The 15,762-nt window shown below is 63.3% G+C and carries 14 protein-coding genes; 9 read left to right on the top strand and 5 right to left on the bottom strand.

Annotated features, from left to right (window positions below; all coding sequences use genetic code 11):
• The first annotated feature begins 14 nt into the window (after positions 1 to 14).
• From GJW30_RS19895 to GJW30_RS19865, 7 genes are all read left to right on the top strand, one after another.
• Complete coding sequence (locus tag GJW30_RS19895; protein WP_245408568.1) at positions 15 to 701, top strand: PepSY-associated TM helix domain-containing protein; 687 nt, start codon at positions 15 to 17, stop codon at positions 699 to 701.
• An 8-nt stretch (positions 702 to 709) separates the two neighbouring features.
• Positions 710 to 1,219 carry a DUF2271 domain-containing protein gene (locus GJW30_RS19890; protein WP_096358131.1) on the top strand — a complete coding sequence of 170 codons (510 nt, stop codon included), beginning with the start codon at positions 710 to 712 and terminating at the stop codon, positions 1,217 to 1,219.
• A gap of 22 nt (positions 1,220 to 1,241) precedes the next feature.
• Entirely contained in the window at positions 1,242 to 2,051 is an 810-nt protein-coding gene (locus GJW30_RS19885; RefSeq protein ID WP_096358130.1) for a DUF4198 domain-containing protein, read from the top strand.
• A gap of 77 nt (positions 2,052 to 2,128) precedes the next feature.
• On the top strand, positions 2,129 to 3,085 hold the full coding sequence (locus GJW30_RS19880) for an FAD:protein FMN transferase (RefSeq protein ID WP_096358129.1): 957 nt from the start codon (positions 2,129 to 2,131) through the stop codon (positions 3,083 to 3,085).
• A gap of 190 nt (positions 3,086 to 3,275) precedes the next feature.
• Positions 3,276 to 5,801: a TonB-dependent receptor gene (locus tag GJW30_RS19875; RefSeq protein ID WP_096358128.1), complete on the top strand. Its 2,526-nt coding sequence runs from the start codon at positions 3,276 to 3,278 to the stop codon at positions 5,799 to 5,801.
• A gap of 147 nt (positions 5,802 to 5,948) precedes the next feature.
• A complete protein-coding gene (locus GJW30_RS19870) occupies positions 5,949 to 6,632 on the top strand; it encodes a Fe2+-dependent dioxygenase (protein ID WP_096358127.1) in 684 nt (227 codons plus the stop codon).
• Between the two features lie 64 nt (positions 6,633 to 6,696).
• Positions 6,697 to 7,440, top strand: coding sequence for a tetratricopeptide repeat protein (locus tag GJW30_RS19865; RefSeq protein WP_096358126.1), 744 nt, complete (start codon positions 6,697 to 6,699; stop codon positions 7,438 to 7,440).
• On the opposite strand, the gene GJW30_RS19860 is transcribed toward GJW30_RS19865, so the two are convergent.
• The 3 genes from GJW30_RS19860 to GJW30_RS19850 are packed head-to-tail and all read right to left on the bottom strand — an operon-like array spanning position 7,427 to position 11,293.
• Positions 7,427 to 9,700, bottom strand: coding sequence for a molybdopterin-dependent oxidoreductase (locus tag GJW30_RS19860; RefSeq protein WP_096358125.1), 2,274 nt, complete (start codon positions 9,698 to 9,700; stop codon positions 7,427 to 7,429). The genes GJW30_RS19865 and GJW30_RS19860 overlap by 14 nt on opposite strands.
• Before the next feature lie 7 nt (positions 9,701 to 9,707).
• Positions 9,708 to 10,481 carry a CoA transferase gene (locus GJW30_RS19855; protein ID WP_096358124.1) on the bottom strand — a complete coding sequence of 258 codons (774 nt, stop codon included), beginning with the start codon at positions 10,479 to 10,481 and terminating at the stop codon, positions 9,708 to 9,710.
• The gene (locus tag GJW30_RS19850) at positions 10,478 to 11,293 is read right to left on the bottom strand and encodes a CoA transferase subunit A (protein WP_096358123.1); all 816 of its coding nucleotides are present in this window, start codon (positions 11,291 to 11,293) and stop codon (positions 10,478 to 10,480) included. The genes GJW30_RS19855 and GJW30_RS19850 overlap by 4 nt, the downstream gene beginning before the upstream one ends.
• A 197-nt stretch (positions 11,294 to 11,490) precedes the next feature.
• On the opposite strand from GJW30_RS19850, the gene GJW30_RS19845 reads away from it, so the two are divergent.
• The gene (locus GJW30_RS19845; protein WP_157746797.1) at positions 11,491 to 12,450 is read left to right on the top strand and encodes a Bug family tripartite tricarboxylate transporter substrate binding protein; all 960 of its coding nucleotides are present in this window, start codon (positions 11,491 to 11,493) and stop codon (positions 12,448 to 12,450) included.
• A gap of 111 nt (positions 12,451 to 12,561) precedes the next feature.
• Here GJW30_RS19845 and fahA read toward each other — a convergent pair whose 3' ends face one another.
• Positions 12,562 to 13,833, bottom strand: coding sequence for a fumarylacetoacetase (gene fahA / locus GJW30_RS19840; RefSeq protein ID WP_096358121.1), 1,272 nt, complete (start codon positions 13,831 to 13,833; stop codon positions 12,562 to 12,564).
• Positions 13,834 to 13,908: 75 nt separating this feature from the next.
• Between fahA and GJW30_RS19835 the strand changes: the two genes are divergently transcribed.
• A complete protein-coding gene (locus tag GJW30_RS19835) occupies positions 13,909 to 14,358 on the top strand; it encodes a MarR family winged helix-turn-helix transcriptional regulator (RefSeq protein ID WP_096358949.1) in 450 nt (149 codons plus the stop codon).
• Here GJW30_RS19835 and GJW30_RS19830 read toward each other — a convergent pair whose 3' ends face one another.
• Entirely contained in the window at positions 14,359 to 15,645 is a 1,287-nt protein-coding gene (locus GJW30_RS19830; RefSeq protein ID WP_096358120.1) for an alpha/beta hydrolase, read from the bottom strand.
• Positions 15,646 to 15,762 lie beyond the last annotated feature (117 nt).

The raw sequence follows: 15,762 nt of genomic DNA, 5'->3' as shown, positions 1-15,762 counted from the left end.
AAGGATAGCGAGCGGTGCACAACCCGACACAGACGAAGGCTTTGGAAGCGGCGCAAGCGCGGCCCCGGCGGACGGGCGCGCGCAAGTTCCCGACCGTGCGCGCCTTCTGGCTGTTTCATCTCCATCGCTGGCATTGGATCAGCGCCGCGCTCTCTCTCATAGGCATGCTGTTGTTTGCGATCACGGGCGTGACGCTCAATCACGCAGCGATGATCGAAGCGCGGCCGAAAGTCGCTTCGCAGGAAGCAACGTTGCCGGCCGAGCTGCGTCACCAACTGACAGCGCAGGGCGGCGAGAAGAAGCAGCCGCTGCCGGCAGACGTGAGCCAATGGATCGCGAAGACTGTCGGCGCGAATGTCGCGGGCCGTGAGGCCGAATGGTCGGATCGCGAAATCTACGTCGCGCTGCCGCGTCCCGGGGGCGACGCGTGGCTCAGCATCGCGAGGAACGAAGGCGCGATCACTTACGAAGTCACGTCGCGCGGCTGGATCTCGTATTTCAACGATCTCCACAAAGGCCGCCACACCGGTCTCGCTTGGACACTGTTTCTCGACATCTTCGCGCTTGGCTGCGTCGTCTTCTGCGTGACGGGACTGTTCCTGCTGCAGATGCATGGCCGCACACGGCCGATGACGTGGCCGACCGTGGCGCTCGGCTTCGTCATCCCGCTGCTTCTCGTTATCGTTTTCATCCATCTATGAGGACAAGAATGCGTTCAAGCTTCACCATCGGGATGACTGCTCTGACTGCGCCTTTGGTGGTGACGTCTTTGTCGGCAGCCGAGATGAACCTCTCGGTCGCGATCCCGCGTCTCAATGTTGCGGAGTATCACCGGCCGTATGTCGCGATTTGGCTCGAAAGCGGCGACAAGATCACCAATCTGGCGGTGTGGTACGACGTCAAGCAGAAGCAGAACGAAGGCACAAAGTGGCTCAAAGACATGCGTCAGTGGTGGCGCCGCACGGGCCGCGAGCTAACGATGCCGACGGACGGGCTTTCGAGCGCGACGCGCGCGCCGGGCCAGCACGACGTGAATTTCTCCGAGCAAGCCGGTAAGATCGCGCCTGGTCAATACGAGCTCGTCGTCGAAGCGGCGCGTGAAGTCGGTGGACGCGAATTGTTGCGCCTGCCGTTCCAGTGGCCGCCGGCGGCCGCACAGAGTCTCAAGGCCGATGGCTCGCACGAGCTCGGAACCGTCACGTTGAGCATCAAGCCGTAAGTCTGAAAACCAGGAGAGCGCCATGAAACTCAAGTCGCGTTTCGCCGCCTATCTTATGTTCGCCGCCATTGCGTTGCCGATGAGCGCGGAAGCGCATCGTGCGTGGCTCTATCCGTCCGCCACTGTGCTGTCCGGTAAGGACAACTGGGTCACGGTCGATGCCGCCATCTCGAACGATCTGTTCTATTTCGAGCACAATCCAATGCGGCTCGATAATCTCAAGATCTTCGCGCCGGACGGGACGTCAGTCGCGCCGCAGAACGCAAATACGGGCAAATATCGCAGCACATTCGACGTTCAGCTGACGCAGCCCGGCACATACAAGATGGCGGTCGTCAACGAGGGTCTGTTCGCGCAGTATCAGCTCAACGGCGAGCGCAAGCGCTGGCGCGGAACGAAGGAGCGCCTGTCGGAAATCCCGTCGGCGGCGACCGACGTGAAGGTGACGCAGTCGCAGAGCCGCGTCGAAATCTTTGTCACTTCAGGCAAGCCGAGCGAAAAGGCGCTGGAGCCGACGAAGCAGGGCCTCGAACTCGTTGCCGTGACGCATCCGAACAATCTTGTCTCGGGCGAGACCGCGAAGTTCAAACTGCTGCTCGATGGCGAGCCGGCCAAGGGGGTTGAGGTTGCTGTTATTCAGGGCGGCATCCGCTATCGCGACAAGCTCAACGAAGTGAATCTGAAGACCGACGACGAAGGCATCGTCACCGTGAAATGGACGGCCCCCGGCATGTATTGGGTCAACGCCACAGTCCGCGATCAGAAAGCGACCGTGCCGAATGCGGAGCGCCGCGCCAGCTACACGACGACGGTCGAAGTTCTTCCGGAGTGAATCCTGCCGACGTGAGCTGCGAGACACCAACGCACGCCGCCGGTTCTCGGCGCGTGTTAATCCCAGAGCGCATCGCGATGCGCCCGCGTCATTCCGATGCGGTCATCGTTCACGCGCTCGGCGGCGCGACGATGGGCACGACATGGTCCGTCAAGATCGTCGCGCCCGACGGAGCCGATACAACGAAGCTGAGCAAGGCGATCGAGATCGAACTCGATATCGTCGACGTGCAGATGAGTCCGTGGCGGGCCGACTCAAACATCACCCGCTTCAACGACTGCGAAGCCGATCGCTGGCAGACGATTCCGCGTGATTTCTTCAAGGTGTTGAGTTTCGCGCAGGCTTTGGCTGTCAAAACTGGCGGCGCTTACGATCCGACCGCCGGCCATCTCGTCAATCTCTGGGGTTTTGGTCCACCGCAGGTGAACGAGCGCCCGCCGTCCGCGGAGGCGATTGCGGATGCGCTGACGCGCTGCGGATACGAGAAGCTTCGGCTCGATACGAAAACGCACACCGCGTATCAGCCGGGCGGCATCACGCTCGACCTTTCATCCATTGCGAAAGGCTTTGCGGTCGATCAGATCGCGCGATTGCTCGAGAGCATCGGCCTCATCGATTATCTCGTCGAAGTCGGCGGCGAGTTGCGCGGCTCCGGCATGAAGCCGGACGCCACGCCATGGTGGGTGACGTTGGAAACGCCGGGTGCCGCGCGCGAGACCGTCGTCGCGCTGCATGGGCTTTCGGTCGCGACGTCTGGTGAAGCGCAGCGCTATTTCGATCGCGACGACGCCCGCTATTCGCACACGATCGATCCACGCGACGGCTGGCCTGTGCGCAACGGCGTTGTCTCCGTCACGGTTGTGGGCGACGAATGTATGGTCGCCGACGCGTGGGCGACTGCATTGACTGTGCTGGGTCCGGACACCGGATTAGCGTTGGCGGAACAGACGGGCGTCGCAGCGTCAATGATCTGGCGCGAAGGTGATATTCGCGAAGCTGCTACGTCGAGATTTGCCGCGCTCGAACAAGAGTGAAGCGCAGTCTTCTTCATTAGAATAAGTAAAATATCACGACGGCGTGTAGAATAATTCTATTAGCCACAGTGGACTCCAAATATCGCCAAGTATTCGTCGTGATAGTTGCTCGCGAAAGTTGCGTCGTGGTACCGCCTCTTTGGGCTGAGTTCGCGCGTTAGTTGCGCGATTAAACGACGGGGCGTCATCAATGACTCAATCGAGCGAGCACTTCGCATCGCAGAAGTATGCGGGACCGGGCGGAGACATTCCGTCATGGCTGAATGAGGCATGCGCACCGCGCACGCTCGGCACGGCCGCAGTCGGCATCGCGTCGATCATGTTCGGCGCGGATGCCGCGCAGGCGCAACAGCAGCAGGCTCAGAACCAATCCGGCGCAAGCTCGCTGCCGACCGTGCAGGTGCAGGCGCCGCGCGTTCGCCGCGCAACGCCGCAGCCGCGTCCGGTGCGCCGGGCTGCGCAGCCGCGCCGAGCTCCGGCGCCGGTTGCCGCATCCGCTCCGGTGCAGCCGCAAGGCGGCACGTTCGGTACGCCTTCGTCGTCGCCGAACACGCTGACGGCAGGCACCGGCCTCGCGCGCATGCCGCGCACCATTCAGGAAACGCCGCAGACCGTGAACGTCGTCTCCGAGCAGACGATTCGCGAGCAGCAGATCACGACAATCGATCAAGCGCTGCGCAACGTGCCGGGTGTCACCAGCGCGGCCGGTGAGGGCGGCGGTGGCCTCAACGGCGACCAGTTCCGCATCCGCGGTTTCGACGCAAAAGGCGACGTCTATGTCGACGGTCTGCGCGATTTCGGCGTCTACGTTCGCGATGCGTTCAACGTCGAGCAGATTCAGGTGTTCAAGGGCCCGTCGTCGGAAGGCTTCGGCATGGGCACCACGGGCGGTGCGATCAATATTCAGAGCAAGCAGGCGAAGCTCGGCAACGTTTACGAAGTCGGCGGCGTTCTTGGCCAAGGTTTCTGGGGGCGCGGCACGTTCGACGTCAACCAGCAGCTCAGCGCGACGCAGGCTTTGCGCGTCACCGGCATGATCAACAGTCAGGATGTCGTCGGCCGCAATCACGTGTTCTCGGATCGCGCCGGCGCTGCGATTTCGTACGGTACGGGCCTCGGCACCAACACGAGTTGGCACCTCAACTATTTCTATCAGCACAACGACCGCATGCCGGAATCAGGCGTGCCGATGGTGTCGCGCGGCAACGGCACGGACTTCGTGCCGAGCAAGGCGAACCCGGCGCGTCCCGTCACCGAACTCGGTCTGCCGCGTGACATTTTCTACGGCAAGGACACCGACAAAGACATCAGCGATGCGCACATGCTGACGTCGAAGCTGAAGCACGAGATCGCTCCGTGGCTCACGATCACGAACGACTCGCGCCTTTCCTACTTCGAGCGCAGCTTCTCGACGACGATCCCGGGCTGTAACGGCGCTGTCACGGCGAGCGGAACGGCGAACCCAGGCGGCAACGGCGCGGCGACGTGCGCTGGGCAGTTCTTCGCCGGCAGCAATGCGCCGCTCGTCGCCAACGGCGGCGGCAATCCAACCTACGACGACAAGTCGCTCGCGATCCAGAACCTGACCACGTTGAACGGTAAGTTCAATGTCGCCGGGTTCCGTCACGAAGCAGTTCTCGGCCTCGACGTCTTCTACGCGCAGAACGATCGCCAGCTCTATTCTGTCGTCGGCACGAAGGCGAACCAGCCGATCCGTACACCGATCTTCGCGAGCAATGGCGCTTACTCGTTCGTGCCGAACCCGAACAACACGCGTTCGGCTTCCGGCACCGACGTCGGCGTGTTCGTCGGCGACCGCATGTGGCTGACCGAGCAGTTCTCGATCCTCGCCGGCGTTCGCTGGGATCATCTCTCGATCGATAGCTTCCAGCGCACACAAGCCGGCACGCCGGTCGTGAACACCGTGACGAGCCTGTCGCAGTCGACGAGCTTCACGACACCGCGTATCAGCCTGATCTACGAACCCTGGAAGAACCAGATCTTCTACGCGAACTACGCGGAGTCGGCGACGCCGGCCGGTCAGCTGATCACCAACTCGTCGCAGAACGTTCTCAACGCTGCGACACCGAACCTCGAGCCGGAAAAGAACAAGACCTACGAGGTCGGCTACAAGCTCAGCCTGTTCGACAATAAGCTCGGCTTCACGACCGCGCTCTTCCAAGTCGAGAAGAACAACGCACGCTTCACCGATCCGACGACGGGCGACTCGCTCGCAACCGGTGAAACGCAGCGCGTGCGCGGCGTCGAGCTCGGCCTGACGGGTCAACTCACCAAGGACTGGAACGTCCTGTTCGCCTACTCGTACATGGATGGCCGCGTCACCGCGCAAACCGCAGCCGTGACAGCAGCGGCTCCGTCGGTCGTCGGCAACCGCATCCAGGGCGTTGCCTTCAACAACGCCTCGCTGTGGACGACGTATAACCTGTCGTCGCTGATCGACACGGGCCGCGGCAAGCTGACATACGGCGCGGGTATCTTCTATCGCGGTGAAGTCTACACATCGAGCGCCAACAACGCGTTGGTGCCGCAGTCGTTCTCGCTCGACATGATGCTTGCCTACGAGTGGGACAAGTACCGCGTCGCGATCAACGCCTACAACCTCACGGACAATGTGAACTACGACACGTTCCAGGCAACGCGCGCGATCCCGGGTGCGGGCCGCACCGTGATGATCACAGGCGCGGCTCGCTGGTAAGCGCCACGCGCCGATGAGGACAACGTGACGCCACCGCAGTGAACCTCCAGGCGTCGTCACAATCCCGGCGGGGCGACCCGCCGGGATTTACTCTTCGAAGTATTGCCGGCGACAGCGCGTCGCGGGATTTTGCGTAAAGGCGTTTCGATGCTCGTCCATGTGCCGAATGTTCTGACTGCCGACGAGGTCGCGCGCGTGCGCGGCATTCTCGAAGCCAGCGAGTGGGTGGACGGACGCGAGACTGCCGGCGAACAGGCCGCGATGGCCAAGTTCAATTTGCAGATACCTGAAGGCTCGCAGGCCGGCATGGAAGCCGGCGACATCATTCTGCGCGCGCTCGGCCGCAACGCGACGTTCAACTCGGCGGCTCTGCCGCTGCGCGTTCTGCCACCGCTGTTCAATCGCTACGATGCCGGCATGACGTTTCATGCGCATGTCGACGGCGCGATCCGCGCTATGCCGCACAACGGGCAACGCATTCGCGCCGACGTGTCGACGACGCTGTTTCTCACTGCGCCCGACGAGTACGACGGCGGCGAGCTGATCGTCGAAGACACTTACGGTAATCACAGCGTGAAGCTGCCGGTCGGCGACATGATCGTCTATCCGTCGACGAGCCTGCATCACGTGACGCCGATCACGCGCGGCAGCCGCTGGTCGTCGTTCTTCTGGACGCAGTCGATGATCAAGGACGACGGCAAGCGCACGCTGATGTACGACCTCGATCAGGCGATCATCGACATTCGCTCGAAGCTGGACGACAGGGAGCATTCTGTTGTTGCGCTGACGAGCCACTATCACAATCTGCTGCGCCGCTGGGCGGAGCTGTAGAGCATGATCCCGAAAAGTGGTGGCCGGTTTTCGGACAAGATCATGCTCAAGCAAAAGAACTAACATGCGAGAAGAGCTACCGTCATATTGGACGCTGATCCGGCAAACGCCGGAAGCTCTCGCCGCGAAGGTCGCAGAGTCACCGGATCAGGCGGCGTTGTGGGTCGAGGCGGCGGCACACAGCGGCTCGCCCTCCGCCATCGTAAATTTCGGACAGATGCTCCTCGATGGCCACGGCGTGCCGCGCGATCCGGAGCGGGCGCTGCGCTGGTTCAAGATCGCGGCGGAGGCCGACGATACCGAAGCGATCAACATGGTCGGCCGTTGTTACGAGAACGGCTGGGGCACTGCGCGTGATGCTTCGATGGCTGTGACGTATTTCGAGCGCGCAGCTCATGCGGGCAGCGATTGGGCGCAGTATAATCTCGGTATGCTGCTCGTTGCTGGTGATGGCGTGCCACGCGACATGCGGCGCGCGTTGTCGTTGTTCGTCGCTTCGGCGCGTCACGGCAACGCCAAGGCGATGAATATGCTCGGTCGCTTCTGCGAGGAGGGCTGGCTCGGTCGTGTGAAGCTCGCTGCGGCCCGGCGTTGGTACGCGCGCGCCGCCAATGGTCGCTGCTTTCGTGGACAATTCCATCTCGCGCGATTCTTGGCGGCAGACGGGAAATTCGACGAAGCGGTCGACTGGTTGCGCAAATCGCTCAGCCAGGCGCCGGCCGAATTCCGCGACGACGCGATTGCCATACTATCGCGTCACGATAGTGCGGCGATCAAAAGCGTCGCCGAAGAGTTCAGGCGACGTTGAGCTCGCGATAAGGCTCGATCGCGACGAGGCACGTATGCGCCGCGCAGCCTTGGCCGAATTTCGAGGTGCCGACATCGAGCGTCAGCACGTTCGGATTGCCGGAGAGTTCGAGCGCGTTGTCGCTTTCGTCGGCCGGCGCGTACCAAGACCCCGTCGGCAGGATCGCAACGCCGGAGCGCACCGAGTCGGTCACCTGCGCGGTTGCGAGGCATTGCCCGCGCGCGTTCCATAGCCGCACCGCATCGCCGTCGCGAATGTCACGCGCCTCGGCATCGTCCGGATGGATGCGGACCTGTTCGCGGCCGTTGCGCTTCGTCGATTGGCTGTATTCGGACGAATCGAGCTGGCTGTGCAGCTTGCCGAGCGGCTGATGCGAGACGAGATGCAGCATCTCCTTCGCGCGCTCGTCGCCAAGCCATTCGGCCGGCGGGATGAATGCGGGATGCGCCAAACAATCGTCGTAGCCGAGCTTCGCTAGCGTCTTCGAGCCGAGCACGATCTTGCGGCTCTCGGTGCCAAGCGGATGCGCTTCGGGATTCTCACGGAAGTCGGCGAGGTAGGTCACGTCTTCACGCACCGGCACTTCCGCGATGCCTTCGCGCCAGAACGTTTCGAAGTCCGGCATCACATGCTGATGCCGCAGCCGTGCGTCTTCGCGCGTGTCGTTGTAGACGCGGCGAATCCACGCCATCTCGTCGAGGCCTTCCGTGAAGGGCTCGCCGACGCCCAGGCGCTCCGCCAACGCCGAGAAGATATCGAAATCGGATCGCGCTTCGCCGACCGGCGCGATCGCCTTGTGCATCGCCATGATATGCGTCGTGCGCCGGGCGCCCGCGATGTCGTTGCGTTCGATCGACGTCGAGGCGGGCAGCACGATGTCGGCGCGCCGCGCCGTCGCGGTCCACATCGGGTCCTGCACGATTATCGTTTCGGGCTTCGCCCAGGCGCGCCGCAGACGATTGAGATCCTGGTGGTGATGATACGGATTGCCGCCCGCCCAGTAGACGAGCTTCGTGTCCGGATATTTGTAGCTGCGGCCCTGATACGTGAACGTATCGCCGGGATTGAGCAGCAGATCTGCGATGCGCGCGACCGGGATGAAGTCCGGGTTCGGCTTGCCGCCTTGCGGCATGGCGGGTGATTTCGCGACGCCGATCGGTGCGCCGACGCCGCCAAGCGATCCGTAGCCATAGCCGACACCGCCGCCCGGCAAGCCGATATGTCCGGCGATCGACGCCAGCGCGAGCGCAGCCCAGAACGGTTGCTCGCCGTGGTGCGCGCGCTGCAGTGACCAGCTCACCGTCAGCATGCTGCGTGTGTCCGGCAGGCGTTTGGCGAGCGCGCGGATGGCTTCGGCTGGAACGCCCGTGATGCTCTCGCCCCAGGCCGCGTTCTTCACGATGCCGTCGCCTTTGCCCGCGAGATGATCGAGCAGCACGTCGACGCCGCTGCAGCAGCGTTCGAGGAAATCGCGGTCATGCTTGCCGGCCGCGACGATTTCGCCGGCGAGCGCAAGCATCAGCGCCGCATCCGTATTCGGGCGGATCGGCATCCACTCGAAGTTCACCCACTCGGGCAAGTCATCGCGCAGCGGCGAGACGAGCACGATCTTCACGCCGCGCTCGGTGAGTTTCTTCAAGTGCAGTTCGAGTGTGTGGCGGCCGAGACCGCCGGACTCGATCTGCGCAGTGCGGGGTGCGAGCGCGCCGAAGACGACGAGCGTCTCGGTGTGTTCCGCGATCGTGTCGAGCGTGTTGGCGCGTCCGCTGCACGCATCGTCGCTGCCGAGGACGTGACGCAGGATCACGGGACCGGCCGCGATCGAATAGGTGTCGACATGACCGGTGTATCCGCCGACGAGATTCATCATGCGCTTCAAGAGCGAGGCCGCGTGGTGGATACGCCCTGCGCTTGTCCAGCCATAGGAGCCGGCATAGATCGATGCGTTGCCGTGATCGCGGCGCACGCGGTTGATTTCTGAAGCGGTGAGATCGAGCGCCTTGTCCCACGAGACCGGCACGAATTCTTCGCGGCCGCGATCTTCGCCGCGGCTCGTCTCGCGATTGTCGAGCCAGCTCCTGCGCACCATCGGCTGTTTGATGCGATGCGTCGGGTCGGCCCAATCCTTCACCGAATGAATGATCGGGGAAGGGGCGGGGTCGCCGGCGAAAGCTTCGGTGCCGACGATCTTTCCATCGCGCACGAGGAGCGTGTAGGCGCCCCAGTGGCTCGCATGCGGGATTCGCTGGATCTCGCTCATCGTTCTCTCAAGCGTTGGCAGCAACGGGCTGGTTCAGTGCCGCGATTTCGGCGGTGAGCCCGCGCGCGAAGTCCGGATAAGTTTCGGCAAGCTCGGTCAGCACGCGGCCGCGCAGCAATGCGAGCGTTTCGGCATCGGGATCGGGCGTTGGTTTGGGAACTGCGTCGTGATCGAAGGAGAAGCCGGTCGCGGCTTTGATCTCATCGAGCGTGTGACCGGGATGAACCGTCTCGAGGCGGAAGCGCTTCTTCTGCTTGTCGAACGAGAATTTGCCCAGGCTGGTCAGCAGCGCGTGCGGGCCGCCGGTGCGATAGACGCCTTCGTCGCTGGTGCCGGGAGCGGAAATGAAATCCACCTTCTCGACGAAGACGCGCGGCGTGTGCTCTTCGCGGAACAAGATCACCCGCGGCACGACGTAATAGAGATAGGCCGAGCCGAAGGAGCCGGGCCAGCGCACTTTCGTTTGCGGATAGGTGCCGGTGCCGACGAGGTTGATGTTGGCCTGGCCATCGATCTGCCCGCCGCCGAGGAAGAAAGCGTCGATGCGGCCTTGGCCTGCGGCGTCGAATAATTCGACCGAGCCGTTGGTGAAGAAGTTGTGCTCGACCGAACCGAGGATCGAGATTCGAACACGCTGTGTGCCGCGCTTTTCGCTGAGCGCGCGCAGCAGCATCGCGCCGGCGGCGGGAATGGGTGACGAGGCGCCGACTGCGACGTTGCGCACGCCGTCAAGCAATTGAGAGATCGTGTAGATCAGACGCTCACGCGGAAGAACGGTCACGCCACGGTCTCCAGCTTGCGGTCGCTCGCGGCGAGATAGGCCGCGAAACCTTCCGGCGTCCGCGCTTCACCCGCGTAACGCATGATCTCGGCGGTGTCCGGCGCATATTCGCCCCACAGCCCGTAAGGCTTGGCGCCGAATTTCGCTTCCGCGACGGCTTCGATGTAAAGCGCCGGCAGCACACCCGCCGCCATCTTCTCGTCGCTCAACAGATTGTCGTCGACGACGCGCTCGACAGTGACGAGCGTCGTCGCGGACGCATACGCCATCGCGCCGAGCTCGCGGCGGCGGCCGATCCACACGTTGCCGAAGCGGTCGGCGAGCGGCGCATGGAATATCGCGAAATCCGGGCGGATCGCCGGGATCGCGACGATCGGGTCTTTGTCTTCGGAGAACGGATTGTCGATGATCTTCCAATCCGGGCGATTAGCGAGGAGGTCCGTGCCGATCAGCCCGCGCATCACGGCGAAGGGCGCGCCCTTCTGTGACGCGAGGAAGCCCGCATGCACGGCCGGGCAGGTCGCATCCATCAGCTTCACGCTGCCTTGCTGAACGGCGCGGCCGAAGCAGGGCGCGCCGCCGGCTTCGCCGAGCGTCATCGCGCTGGTCTCGATCGTCTTCACCATGCCGGCGCCGATGAACATATCGGGCTGGATGCCGCCGGTCGGGACGCAGACGAGATGGAGGTCGCGCAAGCCGCGCGCGATCAGCGGTCGCGTCATCGCCATCGAGACGCCCGCATAGTCGACCGGCAGGGCGATCTTTGCGCCGGACGTAACAAGCCCGGCCAGTTTTTCGACGGAGGTGATCATTACGGTCTCCCGGAGAATTCTTTTAATCGTTGGCCCAACTTAACATCGGCGCGACGAAAAATCTCATGCGTCTCCGGTAACCCAAACCGTCAACTTCCGGCGACTGTTCCGGCGGACGGTACCGGCCTCCCGATATGGGCTTGCACAGTGGGCCCCGACAGGCCCAAATGCCGCAAAACAAAAATCGGAGAGGAAACATGCGCTCCCGCATTCTGCTTCTTGCGGCTGCCCTTTCGGCCTTCGCCGGCGCCGCCGCCGCGCAGGAATTCCCCACACGCGTCGTGAAACTAATCGTGCCGCAGGCTCCGGGCGGGACCACCGACGTGCTCGGCCGCGCCCTCGCGACCAAGCTGTCGGAGAAGTGGAAGCAGCCGGTGGTGATCGAGAATGTCACGGGCGGTTCCGGCGCGGTCGGTTCGCGCCAGATCTCGGTCGCGTCGCCGGACGGCTATGCGCTGCTATTTACCTACGAGGGATCGCAGGCGATCAACCCGCACGTCATCGCCAATCAAGGCTTCGACGCCGTGAAGGATTTCACGCCGATCGCGACTGTGGCGCGCGCCGGCTTCATGGTGATCGCGAGCAACAAATTGCCGGTGAAGGATTTCGCAGGGTTCATCGCGCTTGCGCGCGAGAAGCCGGATGAGTTGACGTACGGCAGCTCCGGCCCGGGTTCGGCCAATCATCTCATCGGTGAGATGATCAAAAGCGCGGCCGGCGTGCGCATCCGCCACGTGCCGTATCGTGGCGCGGCGCAATCGCTCACCGGCGTGATGACCGGAGAGATCGATAGTGCGATGCAGTCGGTGCCGTCGATGGCGGGACAGATTGATGCCGGCGCGATCAAGCCGCTCGCGGTGACGAGCGCGCAGCGTTCGACAGCGGCGCCGAATGTGCCGACCATCGCTGAGTCAGGCGTTCCGGGCTTCGAAGTGACGCCGTGGTGGGGTGTGCTTGGGCCGCCGAATATGGACTCGGCGCTGGTGAAGAAGATCGGCGCCGATCTCAATGAGATCATCAATTCGGCAGATCTGAAGGACACGTTCCGTAAGCAGGGCGCCGAGACGTTTCAGACGACGCAGCCGGAATTCGCGAAGCTGCTCGCCGCGGACGTCGAGAAGTGGGGCAAGATCGTTTCGCAGATTCAGTTGAAGTAGCGCGGCTCGTAGCCCCGATGAGCGGCGCGCGTCGCGCGCGAGCGACATCCGGGACTGCCGCTCCCGCATGTCGCTGCGCTCATGCGGGCTACTGTCTTCGTCTACGCACGATCACCACTTCGGTTCTTTCGGCGACGGCAGAATCGTCCCGCTACACTCGCCGAAACCGATGCGGTAGCCATCACCCGCGGCCCAACCGGTGAGCGTCATCGTATCGCCGTCCTCGATAAACGAGCGCTTCTCGCCGCTATCGAGCGTGATCGGCTCCTTGCCGCCCCAGCTCATCTCGAGCAGCGAACCGTAGCCGGTCTTGTCGGCGCCCGAGATGGTGCCGGAGCCGAGCAGGTCGCCGGTCTCCATCTTGCAGCCGCCGACCGCGTGGTGCGCGAGCTGCTGCGCAGCCGAGTAATACATGTTGCGATAGTTGGTGCGCGCGAGCGTCGTCGCGGCCTTTGCGCCGCTGGGGCGCATCAACACTTCGAGGTTGATGTCGTAGAGCAGCGGCTTGCCACCTTCGTTCAGATACGGCAGCAGTTCCTTCTCGCGCGCGGGCGTGGCGACGCGGAACGGCGCGAGCGCGGCTTTCGTCACCACCCAGGGGCTGATCGATGTCGCGAAGACTTTGCCCTGGAATGGGCCGAGCGGCACATACTCCCACGCTTGGATGTCGCGCGCGGACCAATCGTTGAGCAGCACATAGCCGAAGATCATGTCGTCGGCCTGCGCGACCGTGACGGGCTCGCCCATGCGGTTCGGCGTGCCGACGATGGCGCCCATTTCGAGTTCGATGTCGAGCCGCTTGCACGGGCCGAAGCTCGGCACGGCGGCGTCCGGCGCTTTCATCTGGCCGAGGGGGCGGCGGATGTCGGTGCCGGAGACGACGACCGTCGAAGCGCGGCCGTTGTAGCCGATGGGGATGTGAAGCCAGTTCGGCGGCAGCGCATTTTCCGGCCCGCGAAACATCGTGCCGACATTGAAGGCGTGCTGCTTGCCGGCGTAGAAATCCGTGTAGCCGCCGATACGGATCGGCAGCATGAGCTCGGCTTCGGCCATCGGCACAAGCGCGCGCTTGCGTAGCGCATCGTTGCCGCGTAGCCGATCGTCGCCGCCATGGGAGAGTAGCGACTGCAGTTGCTCGCGCACGCTGTCCCACGCTGTCGGTCCGAGCGCCATGAAGGCGTTGATGGTCGGCTGCGCGAAGACCGGCGCGCTGCCCGCGTCGATCAAGCCGGTCGCTTCGAGCACGGAGAGATCAAGCACCTGATCGCCGATCGCGACACCGCAGCGGACCGCTTCATCGGCGCGGCGGAATGCGCCATACGGCAGATTCTGAATCGGGAAATGGCACTCGGGCGCGTTCGCGCTTTCGATCCAGCTTTTCAATGTCTCGCCCTTCGTCTTGACGTTTCCTGAGGCCCTTCGTAGTCGTTGCGTTTGTAACTTTCAATGTGCGGCGCGATGGCAAACGATCAGTTGCGGCTCGAAGACTTTTTGCCGTATCGGCTCAACCGGTTGGCGGATGCGGTCAGTCGCGAATTCTCGGCGCTCTATCGCGCCGAATATGGGCTGACGCGGCCCGAATGGCGCATCCTCGCGACGCTCGGCGAAATTCCGACGATGACGGCGACCGCGATCGGCGCGCATTCGGCGATGCATAAGACCAAGGTCTCGCGTGCGGTCGCGGCGCTTGAAAAGCGGCGGTGGCTGAAGCGAACTTCCGAAGAGAGCGACAAGCGCGTCGAGCATCTCTCGTTGACTGCGGCAGGCCGTCAGGCTTACGCGCGGCTGGTGCCGATCGCTAAAGCTTTCGAGACGAAGCTGCTCGCGCAGATCCCGGCACGCCAGCGCGGCGATGTTCTGCAGGCGCTGCGCCTACTCGAAAGCGCCGTCAGCCTTTCTGGCAAATAATCAGTTTTGCTCGTAAGTAACGTGCGCCTCAAGCGCCGACTGCGTCGTCATGTTGCGCAGCGTCGACGCCATGTTGAACAACTGACTGTCCGCCAGCGGCGAGGCGAACATCGGCAAAAATGCTTTGAGCGTGCGGTTGCGCTGATATTCGAACCACTCGCCGGCCATGAAACTGCTCGTCATCCATTCGGAGAAGAGATCCGGCACGCGGCTTTGATCGCGCTCCGCGCCCGGATCGGCGATCTCGGTGGTGCGATCGACGATGCGCTTGTCGTCGAAGGCGTCGACCAGCGCGATGGCGATGCGGTTGAGCGCATCGCGCGCTGCGGCAACGACGGTGTCGAAATTCAGGAAGCCGTGGAATTCGCCGGCATAGTGCGCGATCTCGACAGGCACGCCGGCGTTGCGCAATAGCTGCGCGTAATGCAGTCCGTCGTCGCGGATCGGATCGTAGCCGGCAGAAATCACCAGCGCGTCGGCGAGGCCACCGAGTTGCGGCTCGTAAATCGGCGACAAGCGCACGTCGAAAGAATCGTCTTCGTCGCCGATGGTCATGCGGATCCAGTCGATCATCTCGGCGGTCAGCATGTAGCCGGACGCGTTCTCGTCGAGCGATGGATACGACTCGGCGAGATTGGTCGCGGGATATATCAAAACCTGCAGCTTCGGATGACGTCCGCGTTTGCGGCATTCCTGCGCCATGACAGCCGCGAGATTGCCGCCGGCCGAATCGCCGCCGAGCGCGAGGCGTTCAGGGTCGATGCCGTACTCGGCGCCGTGTTGATAAATCCAATCGAGCGCGACGATGCAGTCGGCGCGGCCGTCGTGCAGCGAATGCTCCGGCGCAAGCCGATATTCGACAGCGATCACGGCGAAGTCGGTTTTGTTCGCGATGTTGCGGCAGATCGAATCCGCCGTGTCCGGCCCGCCGATCAGGAACGCGCCGCCGTGGAACCAGACGAAGACCGGCCGCACCTTGCGGCCACTCGGTGTGTAGATGCGGATATGCACCGGCTTGTCGGCAGGGCCGACCATCACCTCGCGCTGTACGCCGTTGAAATCGTGGCGGCCGAGGCCGCGCGCGATCATGCGGAAGCGTTCGCGCATGAGCGTAAGCGGATAAGCGCCTGGCTTGAACTCGGCCACGTTCATGCCGCGCAGTAGTGCGCGCGCGTCGCGGTCGACATTCGGCGCGCGGAAAGTGAGCGGCATGCCCTCGGCGGTCCGGTCGAAGTCGGCGATCGCCGTGACGTTGCGATTGGCGGCGGAGGAAGCGGCGTGTGCCATTGGCGTTTCTGGATCCCGGCAGTCTTAAGCGGCTGATGATGCAGCTTTTGACGCGCAAGGAAACAGGGATTAGTCGGTTGTGCTAGGGACCGCAGGTCGAAACGTCAGGACGGCGCA

It is taken from the genome of Variibacter gotjawalensis (assembly GCF_002355335.1).
In the GTDB taxonomy this organism is placed as follows: domain Bacteria; phylum Pseudomonadota; class Alphaproteobacteria; order Rhizobiales; family Xanthobacteraceae; genus Variibacter; species Variibacter gotjawalensis.
The sequence above is the reverse complement of the archived record's forward strand: the minus strand, read 5'-3'. Positions and strand labels throughout refer to the sequence as shown.

What these genes read in the sequence shown, in the direction of transcription:
- GJW30_RS19890 (WP_096358131.1), top strand. Translation starts at nt 710, where the DNA reads ATGCGTTCAAGCTTCACCATCGGGATGACTGCTCTGACTGCGCCTTTG.
- GJW30_RS19865 (WP_096358126.1), top strand. Translation starts at nt 6,697, where the DNA reads ATGCGAGAAGAGCTACCGTCATATTGGACGCTGATCCGGCAAACGCCG.
- GJW30_RS19845 (WP_157746797.1), top strand. Translation starts at nt 11,491, where the DNA reads ATGCGCTCCCGCATTCTGCTTCTTGCGGCTGCCCTTTCGGCCTTCGCC.
- GJW30_RS19850 (WP_096358123.1), bottom strand. Translation starts at nt 11,293, where the DNA reads ATGATCACCTCCGTCGAAAAACTGGCCGGGCTTGTTACGTCCGGCGCA.
- GJW30_RS19885 (WP_096358130.1), top strand. Translation starts at nt 1,242, where the DNA reads ATGAAACTCAAGTCGCGTTTCGCCGCCTATCTTATGTTCGCCGCCATT.
- GJW30_RS19835 (WP_096358949.1), top strand. Translation starts at nt 13,909, where the DNA reads ATGGCAAACGATCAGTTGCGGCTCGAAGACTTTTTGCCGTATCGGCTC.
- GJW30_RS19870 (WP_096358127.1), top strand. Translation starts at nt 5,949, where the DNA reads ATGCTCGTCCATGTGCCGAATGTTCTGACTGCCGACGAGGTCGCGCGC.
- GJW30_RS19880 (WP_096358129.1), top strand. Translation starts at nt 2,129, where the DNA reads ATGCGCCCGCGTCATTCCGATGCGGTCATCGTTCACGCGCTCGGCGGC.
- GJW30_RS19860 (WP_096358125.1), bottom strand. Translation starts at nt 9,700, where the DNA reads ATGAGCGAGATCCAGCGAATCCCGCATGCGAGCCACTGGGGCGCCTAC.
- GJW30_RS19875 (WP_096358128.1), top strand. Translation starts at nt 3,276, where the DNA reads ATGACTCAATCGAGCGAGCACTTCGCATCGCAGAAGTATGCGGGACCG.
- GJW30_RS19830 (WP_096358120.1), bottom strand. Translation starts at nt 15,645, where the DNA reads ATGGCACACGCCGCTTCCTCCGCCGCCAATCGCAACGTCACGGCGATC.